Below are 14184 nucleotides of genomic sequence, written 5' to 3' on the forward strand. Positions count from 1 at the left end.
GTCCGGCCACAGGCACCTCGGGCCTGCTCCGTCCGCGGTATGGCTACTCCGCCGGGAGTATTCCGGATCCGCGAAGACCTGACGCGGACCGGCCGGAAAAGGAAAGCGGGTGCCCCGCGACTCGCGTCACGGGGCACCCCGGGTGAATCAGATCGGCGAACCGAGCCTCAACAGGGCCTCAGCAGGGCCTCAGCAGGGCGTCAGCCCTTCGGCGTGCCGCCGTACTGGACGATCAGCGCGTCGGCGTCCCGCAGGAGCGTGGCGCGGACCTGGGCGTCGGTCACGACCTTCTTGTCGTCGACGGTCTTCTTGAACTTCTCGAGTTCCTTGACGATCTTGTCGTCCTTGTTCTTGCCCTTGTCGTCCTTCTCCTCGGCCTTGCGCACGCCGTCGAGCGACTTGTGCAGCTTGTCGGCGTTCTTGCCGGTGAGCTTCCCGGCGGCCTCGAAACGGTCGATCAGAGCGGTGATGTCGTCCGTCGAGGTGACGACGGAGAACTTCACCGTCTGAACGGTCTGGTTGCCGGCCTTGTTGACGGCGGTGACGGTGAGCGTGTGCTCGCCCAGGGCCAGCTCGTAGAGCGCCTGGACCGTGCCCGCCGTGAACGGCTTGCCGTCCAGGGTGCCGGTGACCGTCTTGACGCCGGAGCCGTTGTCGACGGCCGTCCAGCCGATGGTCAGGTCCTGGCCGTCGCCGTACTTCTGCCCGCCGGCCACTCCGGAGACCGCGACGGTCGGGGCCTTCGTGTCGATCTTGACCGTCACGGCCTTGATCTCCTCGACGTTGCCGGCCTTGTCGGCCGAGCGATAGCGCAGCTCGTGCTGCCCCTCGCCCGTGACGGTGACCGTCTCGGTGTACGCCGTCCAGGCGCCGCCGTCCGCCGAGTACTCGGTCTTCGCCACACCGGACGTGCCGTCCGCCGCGGCGAGGGTCACCGGGACCGCATTGTTGTGCCAGCCGTCGTCGTTCGCCGGAGCGAACGACGCGGTGGTCATCGGCGCCGTCGCGTCCACCTTGACCGCGAGGGTCTTGGCGTCCTCGACGTTGCCCGCCTTGTCCGTGGAGCGGTAGGCCAGCGTGTGCGAGCCGTCGCCCGAGACCACGACCGCCTCGGTGTAGGCGGTCCACTCGCCGTCGTCCACCTTGTATTCGGTCGTGTCGACCCCGGAGCCCTCGTCGGCGGCCTTGAGGGTGACCGAGATCGGTCCGGTGAACCAGCCGCTCGCCGGCTCCGCCGGGTCGAGGGCCGCCGTGGTCACCGGCGCCTTGGCGTCCTTCGAGGCGCGGACGAGCGTGAAGTCGTCCACGTCGAAGTCGGCCCCGGTGAACACCAGGTAGAGCTTCACGCTCCCGCTGGGGACGTTCGTGAGCGCCGTGGAGACGTCCGCGTACGACTCCCAGCCGCCGGTGTTCGGGACCGTGACGCTGCCGAGCACCGGGCCGGTCGGGGAACCGGTCCGGATCTCGAAGCCGCCGCTCGGGGTGGGCGAGGCCACCCGGGCTGCGAGGTGGGTGACGCCGGTGAGGTCCACGCCGTCGTACGCCGCCCAGTCGCCGGGGTTGACGTAGCCGAGCACGGTGCCGCCGTGCGCGGGGGCGTGGGGGTAGGTGTCGACGCCGTTCGCCTCGGTCCAGCTCTCGGCCTGGACGGTGACGTCGCCCTCCGCCGGGCCGAGCTCCTTGATGCGGATGTTCCGGAACGCCACCTCGTCGCCGTCGCCGTGGTTCTGGATGCCCACGTAGCCCTGCTGGAGGGACCGCTTCGGGTCGGTGTTGACGAAGTCGTTGATCTTCACGCCGTTCAGGAAGATCTGCAGGCGCTCACCCTCCACCCGGAGCTCGTAGGTGTTCCACTGCCCCGGCGGGTTGAGCGCGGCGTCCCTGGCCTTGAGGTCCGCCGACTGGAAGCCGTAGACCGACCCGGTCGTCTTCTCGGGAACGTCCGTGGCGTCGATCTGGATCTCGTAGCCGTTGTCGACCGCCGACCAGGGGTCGTCGGAGGCGGGGAAGCCGACGAAGACGCCCGCGTTGTCGTCGCCGCGCATCTTCCAGTCCAGCTTGAGCGAGTAGGAGTGGAACTCCTTCGCCTTGTACCAGAACAGCCCCAGGCCGCCGTGCGAGGTCAGGGTGCCGTCGGCGTTGGTGAATCCGCCGGGCCCGGCCTGCTGCCAGCCGGTGGTGGCGCCGTTGTAGAGCGTCGTGTAGCCGGTCTCGGGACGGCAGTCGGCCTTGAGGTCGCCCATGGCGTACCTGATGCCGCCGAGCAGGTGCTGCCGGAACTCAGGCTCGGAGAACGAGGACGCCGTGTGGCCGCCGCCCGTGTAGAACGACCGGCCGCCCTGATACTCCTTGCACCACGCGATCGGGTGGTCCTCGCCCATCTTGCCGCCGGAGTACGACTTCTCGTCGAGCGAGGCCAGCACGTGGGCGGTGGTGCGGGCGTTGGAGCGGTAGTCGTACCACTCGTCGGTGCGCGTCCACGTCGGCCCGAGGTGGGCGGTCGCCGGGTGAGCCCGGTCCTCCACCTTCACGGTCGCCTGCTGGACGGCGGGGTGCGAGGCGAACCACGCCCCGACCAGGCCGCCGTAGAACGGCCAGTCATACTCGGTGTCGGCCGCCGCATGGATGCCCACGTAGCCGCCGCCCGCCTTGACGTACGACTCGAAGGCCGCCTGCTGGGCGTCGTTCAGCACGTCGCCCGTGGTGCTGAGGAACACCACGGCCTTGTACTTCGCCAGGTTCTGGGCGGTGAAGACGGCGGGGTCCTCGGTCGCGGTGACCTTGAAGCCCAGGTCCGTGATCGCCTGGATGCCCGCCGGGATCGAGTCGTGCCGGAAGCCGGCCGTACGCGAGAAGACCAGGACCTCGCCCTCGGCGCCGCCGCCCGTGGTCGCCGAGGTCGTCCACTTCTGCGCGTTGCCGCCGTCACACGTCTTGATCACCATCTGCCCGGTGGTCGAGCCGTCGAGGCACTTACCGGACTGCGGATTCTTGATCGTGCCGTCCGTCCCGACGGTCCAGACCTGCGCGCCGACGTTCGCGACACAGTCCCAGATCTGCACCCGTGTGCCGTCGGCGGTGCCGCCGTTGGAGACGTCGAGGCACTTGCCGAGCGAGCGGAGCGTGGAGCCGTTGACGCTCCAGACCTGAGCCCCGGTGCCGTTGCACTGGTAGAGCTGCACGTTGGTGCCGTTGGCGGGGTCGGCGTTCGCGACGTCGAGGCACAGGCCGCCGGCGTTGACGATCGGTCCCGGGCTTCCGCCCGCGGGCGGCTCGGCCGTCAGCGTGAAGTCGTCCACGTCGAACAGCGCGCCGTCGTTGCCCTTGAAGAGCAGGAAGAGCTCGGTCGTTCCCGCCGGGGCGTTCGACAGCGGCGCGGAGACGTCGGTGAACGTCTCCCAGCCTCCGGTGACGGGCACGCTCACCTTGCCCAGCAGGGTGCCGGTCGGCGATCCCGTGCGGACCTCGATGGTGCCGCCCTTCCCGCCGGAGGAGACACGGGCGGCGATCCCCTTGGCCTTGCTCAGCTCGTAGGGTTTGAAGGAGATCCAGTCGCCGTTGTTGATGTCGCCCACGGTCTTGCCGCCGTGCGCGTTGCTCTTCCCGATCGGGTTGACGCCCTGGGAGGCCCCGTAGTGCTCGGCCTGGCGGTGCCGCGGCTGCAGGATGTGCTGGGTGTGGGTGGTCAGCCCGCCCTTGTCGGTGTACTCGGCGTCGAACACGGCGAAGATGTTCGCCGCGTCGTCGTGCTCGCCGTCGACCGGGATGGTCAGCTCGCCCGAGCAGCCGTTCTTCGAGCTGATCTGGTGGCCGTGGCTGTCGTGGCCGAGCACGTAGGTCATCTTGACCTTCGCGCAGTCGACGTCGCCGTCCTCAGGGTCGGTGACCTTGATAGTGAAGGGGACCGAGTCGCCCCACTGGAACAGGCTGCCCGCCGTGGGCGTCTCAATGGTCACGGTCGGCGCGGTGTTGCCCACCGTGACGACCACGCTGGCGCTGCCGCTGTTGCCCGCGGGGTCGCGCACCGTGAGCGTCGCGGTGTACGTGCCGTCCTTGTCGTACGTCTTGACGGGGTTCGCCTCTGTGGAGGTGGTGCCGTCGCCGAAGTCCCAGGCGTAGGTGAGCGCGGCGCCCTCGGGGTCGGCGGAGCCGGCCGAGGAGAACGTGACCGTGAGAGGCGTCTTGCCCGAGGTCTTGTCGGCCTTCGCCACCGCGATCGGGGAACGGTCACGGCCCTTGATGTACTCGAAGCGATACAGCGCCGAGTTGGCGTCGCCGTTGAAGTAGCCGGTGCCGTAGTCGAGCACGTACAGCGCGCCGTCCGGGCCGAACGCCAGGTCCATCACCTGCGTGCCGGTCCACGGGAAGTCGGTGATGTCGCCGCGCGTCCCGTCGGCCTGCACGTCGATCGCCTTGATCCACCTGCGGCCGAACTCACCGACGAAGAGGTGGCCGTCCATGTCCTGCGGGAACTTGACCGCGGAGTCGAGGGCGGCGTCGTAGTGGTAGACCGGACCGCCCATGGGGGACTCGGAGCCGCCGCCGAACTCGGGCGGGGAGCCGGCGTCGCCGCCGTACCTGATCCACGCGGGCTGGGCGGGCGGCAGCGTGCGCTGGCCGGTGTTGCGCGGGGAGGCGTTGACCGGGCCGCCGGCGCAGTCGTACTTCGCTCCGGAGGGGCCGGAGGGGAAGGTGAACGTGTTGTAGGTCTCGACCGGCGTGTTGGTGCCCGTGCAGTAGGGCCAGCCGTAGTTGCCGGGGCGGGTGACCCGGTTGAACTCGACCTGGCCGCTCGGCCCGCGGTTGGGGTCGGTGGTGCCGGCGTCGGGGCCGTAATCGCCCACGTAGACGACGCCGGTGGCCTTGTCGACGCTCAGCCGGAACGGGTTGCGGAAGCCCATCGCGTAGATCTCGGGCCGGGTGTTCGGGGTGCCCGCGGGGAAGAGGTTGCCGTCGGGGATGTCGTAGGTCCCGTCCGGCTTGACCTTGATGCGCAGGATCTTGCCGCGCAGGTCGTTGGTGTTGCCCGCGCTGCGCTGGGCGTCGTACGCCGGGTTGCGGTCGGGCCGCTCGTCGATCGGGGAGTAGCCCGACGAGTCGAAGGGGTTGCTGTCGTCGCCGGTCGACAGATAGAGGTTGCCGGCGGCGTCGAAGTCCATGTCGCCGCCGACGTGGCAGCAGATGCCGCGATCGGCCGGCACGTCGAGGATCTTGACCTCGCTGGCCTTGTCCAGCGTCCAGTCGGGCTTGACGGTGAACCTGGACAGCCGGTTCACGCCCTTCCAGGCCGAGAAGTCGGACGCGGTGGCCGGGGCGTCGCCGTCGGGGGTGTCGAGGCGGGGAGCGTAGTAGAGGTAGACGAAGCGGTTGGTCGCGAAGCCGGGGTCGGCGGCGACTCCCTGGAGCCCTTCCTCGTCGTGGTTGTAGACGTTCAGCGTGCCGACCACGGTCGTGTCGCCGCGCGCGTCGGTGCGCCGCAGGACTCCCTCGCGAGCGGTGTGCAGCACCGACAGGTCGGGCAGCACGGTCATCGTCATCGGCTCGCCCATCTCGGCGACGCCCCTGGCCAGCTCCACGCGCTGGTAGTCGGCGGCGTCGATGGGCGCCGCGTGCGCTTGCGCGGGCGCGGCCGGGGTGAGCACGGTCAGGCCCGTGAAGGCCAGGAGTAAGGCGCAGGTCTGCGCGATCCGCTTTCTGGCGCGATCGGTCGGCCGCCTGGGGGGCATGGCGGAGCTTCCTTTCCATCGGTGCGATGCGGGCCGCTGCACGGTCGTGAGGACGCGTTCGCTTCACAAACCGGCCGTGTAGCGGTGATCCGCCCCGAAGGTAAGCGCCTTTTGGAGGATTGTGAAGATAGTTTGGGCAAAACTGCAGAACTTTTGCTGGGTTGTGACGAAAGTTCCATGGAATGGCGGCATGCTACCGCTCGGGCCCGGCATCACCGCCGTGGCCCGTCACCTGGGGCTTACTCCTCGTCCTCGCCCTCGTCCTCATCGACGTCGCACGAGTCGAAGCCGTCGTCGAGCATCGCGTCGAGTTGCCGGCGCGTCTCGGCGAGCTCGGCGGCGGCCTCCTCCGACGGCTCGGCACCCGCCAGGGACTCCAGCTCGGCGAGCACGGCCCGCATCGCGGTGACACCGGGCGGCTCCGTGTCCACGTCCTCCGCCGTGTCCCCGCCCGTCCAGTCCATCAGCCACGCGGCGGCGCGCAGGCAGCGTACGCGCGGGACGATCATGCCGACGTCGCCCCACAGCCGCGCGGCCCGCCGGAAGGCGGGCAGCGCCTCGTCCGGCCTCCCGGCGAACTGCAGCGCCTCGGCGGCCGACCAGGCCAGCTCCGCGTGCAGTTCCTTCGCGTCGGGGTCGTCCTGCACCAGTCGCGCGGCCATGACGAACTGCTCGGCGGCCTCCGGGTGCCGGCCCAGCTCGGCCAGCGACCGGCCGTACTGCGCCCGCGTCCGCGCGACGGCCTCCCCCTCGTACGGCACCTCGACGCGCGGCATGACCTCCTCGAACAGCGCGGCCGCCTCGCCGTGCCGATCGAGAACGTGGTAGGCGCGGGCGGCGGCGAAGGTGTTGTGCAGTGTGTCCGGCTCGGAAAGGCCGTCCCACCGGGCGGCCGCGGCGAGCGCCGCCCCCACCACGTCGAGTTCGCGGCCGGGCTGCCGGGTGAGCGCCTCGACGAGCAGGGAGCTCAGCTCCGCCGCCTCGCCGGCGGGCAGCAGGTCCCCGCCGTGCTCCAGGGCCGTCGACACGTGGCCCTCGGCGCTCTTCGGATCCCCTTGATCGAGGGCGATCTGACCGAGCATGCCCGCGGGCCGCGCGGCGAGCCAGGGCATGCCCGCGTCGAGGTGGCGACCCAGCGCGGCCGTCAGATGCGTGCGCGCGGCGTCGATGTCGCCGAGCAGGAGGGAGATCCGGGCCAGCATGTCGTGATAGGTGCCGGCCCGGCCGGTCCCGCCCAGCTCCTCCGCCGTGGACAGCTCCGCCTCCACCCGGGCACGCGCCGCCAGGATGTCGGTCTCGACCGGCCCGACCGGCCCGGCGAGCGTGCTCACCGCGACGTACGCCCCGGCCCTGCGGGCCGCCAGGTACTTTTCGGCGTCGAGCGTCCCCTGGGCGTACGCGGCGGCGGCCTCGGCGGTGACGGTCTCCGCGAGGCTCTCGCCGCCGGCCCGGTCACCGGCGTAGGCCAGGGCGACGGCCGCCCCGGCACGCGACTCCAGCGCGTCGGCCCGGTCGCCGAGCCGCTCGAACCGGTCGGCGACCGCCAGGAGCCGCGCGTACGCGGCGCCGGGATCCTGCTCCATCGCCGTCCCCGCCCGCCTGAGCTCGACCCGCGCGGCCACCGGCTCGGGCAGCTCGGTCCCGGCGGCGCCGACCCGTTCCCACGCCTCGTCCGCGTGCGGGTGGCGCAGTGCGGACAGTCGCCGCGCCTCCGCCACGAGATCCTCAAGCGACGCCTGTGCCGGGCGGGGCGGGACCGGGACAGGGACGGCGGCCACCGCCCCCGCCGGCCGCGGCAGCCGCACGGGGGAGCCCAACGGCAGCCGGTCGAGCAGCGGCTCCCGGCTCAGCCGCGCCGCCACCCGCTCGCTCACGACGTGGGTGCCGTTGCGGGCGTCGTAACGGGCGCAGATGTCGCCGATCTCCCGCTCCAGGTCGCCGAGCGCGGCCCCCGCCGTACGGTCGCCCACCGGCAGGTCGTCGTGGCCGAGCGCGGTCAGGCGGCGCAGCAGCACGGCGGCGCCGCAGATGAAGCCGAGCCGCCGCGAGACGTCCTCGCCCTGCGGGGTGAGCCATCCGACGTGCTCACCGAGGATCTCCAGGCCCCGCGCCTCGTTGCCGGTCAGCGCGCAGAACTCGATGTGCCGCCCCACCGTCTCCCGGAGGGAGAGCGTGCGCCGGGCCAGGTGATACCCCTTCAGATGGGCGCCGCGGGCGTCGTCGACGCGGCCCGTCCGCAGCAGGGGCAGCAGGGCATGCCCGAGCACCCGGTGGGGCTCCTCGGCGCAGGTCAGCGTGCCGTCGAGCAGCGGCGCCCAGAACTCCAGCGCGCCCTCGTCGTCGCCCGCGGCCTCCCGCCGCGTGCCCCACCCGTTGTGCTCGCAGGCGTCGCAGTCGGTCATCACGTCCTTGGGCGCGGCGATGGACGCCTCCATCGCGGCGGCGGCGGTGGCGAGGTCGCCGGTCTCCTGCGCGAGCATCGAGCGCAGCGCGAGCACCGGGCGTGCGCTGTAGCCGTGCTCCCGATAGCGGCTCTGGAGCTCGTCGAGCCAGCGGTGGGTCGTCTCCAGCGGCACGGCGGGGTTGTCGACCAGGCTGTGCGTCATCCACTTGAGCTGCCAGTGGATGGAGTAGGTCAGCCGGCCCAGTTCGGCCGGGAAGTCGTCGAGGAGCCGCAGGAGCCGTCCCGCGGCGACCGGCATGCGGTCGTTCTCCGCGGCGTACAGGTACGCCTCGACGAGGGCGAGCAGGACCTCGCCCTCCAGTGAGCGGTCGTCGGCCGTGCGGGCCTGCGCGGCGAGCACCTCCAGGCGCTCGGCCTTCTGCCGCCCCTCGGGCAGGGCCGCGCACTCCTCCAGGCCCGCGCGGATCGCGGCGGTGCCGCTCACGGCCCCTCTCCTTCCGGCGCGTCGGTCACGCTCGCCGCGGCCCAGCCGAGCAACTGGTCGAAGGCCCGGTTCAGCAGCGAGGTGTCCATCGGCCGCAGCGGCCGGTGCGTCATCAGCAACGCCTGGCCGTACAACGCCTCGACGGCGGTGACGAGCAGCGTGTGGTCGCGGATCGTCGCCAGCCTGCGCACCACCGGGCTGCGGTGGTTGAGCACGAGCTGCGCGCGCGGCGCGGACGACTTGAGCGCGCCGAGGATCTCGGCCCACAGCTCGTCGGACTCGGCGGCGGTCTCCGCGCGGGCGCGCTCGCTCCTGGCGGCCCGCGAGTCGAGGTGGAGGGCGGACACCGACGCCGGATAGAAGGCGCGCAGGATCACGTCGCACTCCAGCGGGTCGAGCGCCGCGCGGGCCGCGGTGAGGAAGGCGGCCATCGCCAGCTCCTCGCGGGGGTCCACCGGGTCGAGAGCCGCGGTGACCGCGTCCGCGTCCAGCTCCTCGACCGTCACCCCCGGCAGGACGCCGGGAAGCGCGGCGACCAGTTCGCCGTCGTAGGTGTAGCCGCCGTTGACCACCCCGAGGCCCTGGGCCGCCGCGATGCCGGCGACCTGCCGGAACTCCTCCACCGAGGACGTCACCCGCACGACCGGGTGCTTCCTGGCGAACTCCGCGAGCGTCACCTCGCCGTCGGTGGTCTCGAACCGCAGGTAGGGCAGCATGATCTCGAAGAGCTCTGAGTCGTGCCTGGCCAGCGACTTGACGCCGAGGGCGTGCACGGACAGGAACGCGGCCAGGCGGCCCGGCTCCTGCGCGGCCAGGCCGGTCAGCCAGTCGCGCAGCCGGGCGCCCAGGGCCTCCCGGACCGCGGCCAGCGTCTCGTCCTCGTACAGCCCCTCCCGCGACGCGGTGGGGCGCAGGGTGTCGGTGTCGATGACGCAGCGCGCGAAGAAGGCCCAGTCGGGCAGCAGGCCGGTGACCGCGTCGCCGAGCAGCATGCCCTTCAGGTAGACCCGGTGACGGCCCCCGGCGGCCGGGTTGGCCGCGTTCGGCAGGATGTAGGCGGCCCCCCGCACCCCGGCCAGCTCCACGTCGAGCTCGACCACGTCGAGCGCCGCGAAGCCGAGCACCCGCTCGCCGTACGCGAGCAGCGCCGCCCGGCGCTCGGCCGCCGAACGGTAGGGGCGGTCCCACACCGGAGGGCTGTCGGTGGTGCGGACCGTCCGCCCGCCCCCCGTCACCGTCACCGTGTACGGCAGCAGCGCGCCGAAGTCGCGGGCCAGGTCGGCCACGAGGTCGGGGGCGAACCACCGCCGGGCCCCCGGCCTGGCCAGCAGGCGCACCGTCGTCCCGGGGGTGCCGACGAGGGCGGCACGTTCGTCCGGCGGGAGCGTACGCACCGAGTACGTCCCGTCGGAGGTCGCCGACCATTCCACGCCCAAAGCGTCCGGGTCGCGGGCCGACCGGGTGAGCACCTGGATCCGCTCGGCCACGGTGAAGCAGGCCAGCAGACCGATGCCGAACTGTCCGAGGAACTCCTGCCGGGCGCCTTCGAGGTCGTCACGCTTCGACGAGCGGCCGATGGTGGCGAGGAAGCGGTGCACGTCGGCCTCGGTCAGGCCGATCCCCGGGTCGTCGATCCGCAGCCCGTTCTCCTCGACGGTGATCCGGATGTCCGTCGGCGCCGCCGGGTCCACCGCCAGCCGCGCGGTGACCGCGTCCACCGCGTTCTGCAGCAGTTCGCGCAGGTACACCCGCGGGCTGGAGTAGAGGTGGTGGGACAGGAGATCGACCAGTCCGCGCAGGTCGACCTGGAAGGATCGGGCGTTCCCCGCTAAGTCGTCCGACATGCGCATGATCGTAGCGTCGCGCACCGACATGAAAGGGGCGCTCGCGGCGACCGACCGCCAGCGTCGTGGGTAGAGGCCGGGGCATGGTCTTCATGCCGTCGTCGCCGCCATCGGGACGGGTCGACCGTCCGGTGATGCATCACCGCTGGGCCGACATCACGTTCATCCACTGGAGGTATCCGCCCGAACTCGTGCAGGCGTTCCTGCCGGACGGGCTCACCGTGGACACCTACGAGGGGTCCGCGTACGTCGGGCTCACGCCGTTCCTGATGCGGGATGTGCGGGCGCCCGGCCTGCCGCCGCTGCCGTGGCTGTCACGCTTCCCCGAGACCAACGTGCGCACGTACGCCAGGGACGCCCGGGGGAGGGGCGGCCTGTGGTTCCTGTCGCTGGACGCCGGGAGACTGCCCGCCGTGCTGGGCGCCCGGGCGACGTATCGGCTGCCGTACTACTGGTCGGACATGTCCGTGACCGGCGAGGGGGCGCGGCGCAGCTACCGCTGCCGGCGCCGGTGGCCGGGGCCCTCCGGGGCGCGCTGCGACGCGGACGTCGACCTCGGCGCTCCGCTGACCGAGGCCGAGCGGATCGGGCTCGCGGATTTCCTGGTCGAGCGCTACCGGCTGTTCACGGTCGTCGCGGGCCGCCTGGCGACGGCGGAGGTGGAGCACCCGCGCTGGCCCCTGCACCGTGCCCGGCTCGCCGGGCTGGAGCAGGGACTGCTCGAAGCGGCCGGCCTTCCCACACCCGGCCACGACCCGCTCGTGCACGCGTCTCCCGGCGTTCCCGTACGGATCGGCATGCCGCGCCCGGTCCGCGGTTAGAGGGCCATGGTCACTCGTCCGGATCGGCGATCTCGATGACGTGCAGCGGGTTGTCCAGGGCACGACTCGATTGCTGCCATCTGCCGGCATGCAAGGTGAGGATCGGGCAGACCGCCACGTCGGCGATGGCGGCGGCATGGGCATCGTGAACGCCGAGGCCGGTGACGGCCATCATCGAGGCGAGCTTGGCCGCTTGGGAGATGCCGTCCAGTGGGGCGACGACCGCGTGCTCGAACGCGGCCAGGCCGGCGAGCAGCGACTGGGCCTCCGGCGATCCACGGCCGTCGAGGAGCGCACCGGCGGCGGCCAGCGCGGGAATGACGAGTGATTGACCTGCGCGGTCGAAGTCCTGGAGGAGCCCGATCAAATCCGCGTCTCCACGGGCGACATCGGCCAGGACGCTGGTGTCGAGAATGTAGGGCGTCGGCGTGAAGTCACTCACTCGACGCCGCCGGGAAACCGTGCTCAGTGAGTTGACGGTTCACATGCCGCATCATGCGGGCGACCCGCGCAGGATCAGCCTGCCGGGCGCGCTCACGCAACAGGGCGAGCGCACGCTGGTCGGTGATGCGCTTTTCCGCGATGGCGTCGTTGAAGACGGCGGCCACACTGGTGGCTTTGCCGACGGCGACGAGATGCTCGGCGTATTCGACGACGTCAGGGTCCACCGTGATGGTGATCCGGGTCTTCCTGTCTCCGCTCATACCCGGAATCATACTCCCGCGCTCACTTCTCGAGAGGTATTACGGCAGTGAGAGACGGGGCCCTTGCGGATGGCCGGGCCCGGCGGCATCTGTAGGTCACGCGCCGGGCTCCTCGAAGCGGTCGAGGTAGGCGGCGTACCAGGCGCGCTCCTCCTCCACCAGCGCGTGCCGATCGGCGTAGACGTGGTCGAACATGGCGTCCACCGGCGGGTCCGGCAGGGTGATGACCCCGTTGCGCAGTTCGAGCGCCATGCGGTCGCCCTCCTCGTCGACCTCGGCGAAGAACGCCTCGTCGGCCATGCCCTCCCGCAGCAGGTACGACCGCATGCGCGCGATCGGGTCCTTCTTCCGCCACGCGTCCACCTCCTCGGCGGGCCGGTAGCGGCCCGGGTCGTCGGAGGTGGTGTGCGGGCCCATCCGGTAGGTGTGCGCCTCGATGAGGAACGGCCCGCCCCCGGAGCGTACGTGCCGCAGCGCGGCCCTCGTCACGGCGAGGCAGGCCAGCACGTCGTTGCCGTCCACCCGTACGCCGGGGAAGCCGAACCCCCGCGCGCGCTGGTAGATCGGCGCCCGGCTCTGCCGCCCGACGGGGTGGGAGATGGCCCACTGGTTGTTCTGGCAGAAGAACACCACAGGCGCGTCGAACACGGCCGCGAAGTTGAACGCCTCGCTGACGTCCCCCTCGCTCGCCGCGCCGTCGCCGAAGTAGGCCACGACGGCCGAGTCGTCGCCGTCCCTGCGGACCCCCATGGCGTACCCCACGGCGTGCAGCGTCTGCGCGCCGAGGACGATCGTGTAGAGGTGGAAGCGGGTCTCCCGGGGGTCCCAGCCGCCGTTCGTCGTGCCCCGCAGCATGCCCATGAGCGTGAGGGGAGCGATGCCCCGGCACCAGGCGACGCCGTGCTCCCGATAGGAGGGGAACACGTGGTCGTCCGGATCCAGCGCCCGGCCCGAGCCGATCTGGGCGGCCTCCTGCCCCAGGCAGGGGATCCACATCCCCAGCTCGCCGAGGCGCTGGAGAGCGAAGGCCTCCCGGTCGATCCGGCGCACCAGCGTCATGTCGCGGTACAGCCCCCGATACTGGCTCTTCGACAGGTCCAGGTCGTACTCGGGGTGCGCGACACGCTCGCCTTCGGGCGTGAGCAACTGGACCAGATCTTCGGCCTCGTCCTGGCGCCGCACGTCGTCTCCTCTCTGACAACGGTGACCGCTGCCCGGCGCGCCGGACCCCTCTTCGTCGACGGGTTCGTCGGCACCGTGCGCAGCCAATCATTGCGGCTGTGGGGCGCTAGGGTTCACACGACGTGCCCGCCACGCCGATGAGCTGCGGTTTTGCGCGACCGCCCAGTGGCGGCGGTCAGCCGGCCGCCGCGGCGGGGCGCAGGCCCGCGAAGACGATCGCGAGCGTACGGGCCCGCAGATCGGGCTCCCACCGGGTGTGCAGGGACGCCTGGCACACGCCGATCAGCAGGGCCATGACCTCCGGCACCCGGACGTCGGGACGTACGGCCCCGGCCTGCTGGGCCTTGCCTACAAGCACCTCGACGGCCTCACGCAGGGCGAGGACGGGCTTGGCGACGGTGACGGGGATGCCGGCCTGCGCGAGCAGGTCGACGACGGTCTTCTTCTCCGCGGCCTGCTCGACGGTGCGGGTGAAGAAGGCGAAGAAGGCGGTGGCGGGGTCGCCCTCGGCCGCGAGCGCCCGGGTCTCCTCGGTCAGCCTGACCGCGACCGCGTGCATGATCGCCTTGAGCAGGGACTCCTTGGTGGGGAAGTGCCGGAAGACGGTCCCGATCCCGACGCCGGCCTTCTGGGCGATCTCCTCGGTCGAGGCGGAGGGGCCCTTGGCCGCGAAGACGGCCTCGGCGGCCTCAAGGATGCGCGTTCGGTTGCGCTGGGCGTCGGCGCGCAGGGTCCTGGCCGGCCCTCCGGAGGTGTCCGGCTCGGGAACGCGCTGGTCGTTCGGCATTTCCTCGGCTCTCCCCACGCCTCGATTGACACACGGATTCGCCGCTTCATAGCCTGTAACCGAAGTGGAGACTCCGATTGTAGGTCACGCCGCAGCGAGGAGTGCAGATGTTCGAGAGGTTCACCGACCGTGCGCGGCGGGTTGTCGTCCTGGCCCAGGAAGAGGCTCGGATGCTCAACCACAACTACATCGGCACTGAGCACATTCTTCTTGGTTTGATCCATGAGGGTGA

9 protein-coding genes are annotated in these 14184 nt (G+C 71.5%); 2 read left to right on the top strand and 7 right to left on the bottom strand.

The window, feature by feature from the left end; genetic code table 11:
• Positions 1 to 200: 200 nt before the first annotated feature.
• The 3 genes from HHX35_RS44990 to HHX35_RS40440 form a co-directional block, all read right to left on the bottom strand.
• On the bottom strand, positions 201 to 5726 hold the full coding sequence (locus HHX35_RS44990; protein ID WP_182903884.1) for a ThuA domain-containing protein: 5526 nt from the start codon (positions 5724 to 5726) through the stop codon (positions 201 to 203).
• Between the two features lie 239 nt (positions 5727 to 5965).
• On the bottom strand, positions 5966 to 8614 hold the full coding sequence (locus HHX35_RS40435; protein ID WP_182903885.1) for a hypothetical protein: 2649 nt from the start codon (positions 8612 to 8614) through the stop codon (positions 5966 to 5968).
• Positions 8611 to 10458 carry an HSP90 family protein gene (locus HHX35_RS40440; RefSeq protein WP_220506461.1) on the bottom strand — a complete coding sequence of 616 codons (1848 nt, stop codon included), beginning with the start codon at positions 10456 to 10458 and terminating at the stop codon, positions 8611 to 8613. The genes HHX35_RS40435 and HHX35_RS40440 overlap by 4 nt, the downstream gene beginning before the upstream one ends.
• A 134-nt stretch (positions 10459 to 10592) precedes the next feature.
• On the opposite strand from HHX35_RS40440, the gene HHX35_RS40445 reads away from it, so the two are divergent.
• Positions 10593 to 11279, top strand: a complete 687-nt coding sequence (locus HHX35_RS40445; RefSeq protein WP_220506462.1) for a YqjF family protein — start codon at positions 10593 to 10595, stop codon at positions 11277 to 11279.
• A gap of 10 nt (positions 11280 to 11289) precedes the next feature.
• Here the strand turns inward: HHX35_RS40445 and HHX35_RS40450 are convergent, their stop codons facing one another.
• The 4 genes from HHX35_RS40450 to HHX35_RS40465 all read right to left on the bottom strand — a co-directional run bounded on the left by HHX35_RS40450 (position 11290) and on the right by HHX35_RS40465 (position 13952).
• Complete coding sequence (locus HHX35_RS40450; protein WP_182903887.1) at positions 11290 to 11721, bottom strand: hypothetical protein; 432 nt, start codon at positions 11719 to 11721, stop codon at positions 11290 to 11292.
• Positions 11714 to 11983: a hypothetical protein gene (locus HHX35_RS40455; protein ID WP_182903888.1), complete on the bottom strand. Its 270-nt coding sequence runs from the start codon at positions 11981 to 11983 to the stop codon at positions 11714 to 11716. Before HHX35_RS40455 ends, HHX35_RS40450 begins: the two co-directional genes overlap by 8 nt.
• 96 nt (positions 11984 to 12079) lie before the next feature.
• On the bottom strand, positions 12080 to 13165 hold the full coding sequence (pdhA, locus tag HHX35_RS40460; protein ID WP_310739642.1) for a pyruvate dehydrogenase (acetyl-transferring) E1 component subunit alpha: 1086 nt from the start codon (positions 13163 to 13165) through the stop codon (positions 12080 to 12082).
• 175 nt (positions 13166 to 13340) lie between these two features.
• Positions 13341 to 13952, bottom strand: coding sequence for a TetR/AcrR family transcriptional regulator (locus HHX35_RS40465; protein WP_182903890.1), 612 nt, complete (start codon positions 13950 to 13952; stop codon positions 13341 to 13343).
• 107 nt (positions 13953 to 14059) lie between these two features.
• On the opposite strand from HHX35_RS40465, the gene HHX35_RS45275 reads away from it, so the two are divergent.
• A partial coding sequence (locus HHX35_RS45275; protein ID WP_139578418.1) for a Clp protease N-terminal domain-containing protein occupies positions 14060 to 14184 on the top strand: 125 nt, incomplete at its 3' end.

Source organism: Microbispora sp. H10830, from assembly GCF_014161375.1.
In the GTDB taxonomy this organism is placed as follows: Bacteria; Actinomycetota; Actinomycetes; order Streptosporangiales; family Streptosporangiaceae; genus Microbispora; species Microbispora catharanthi.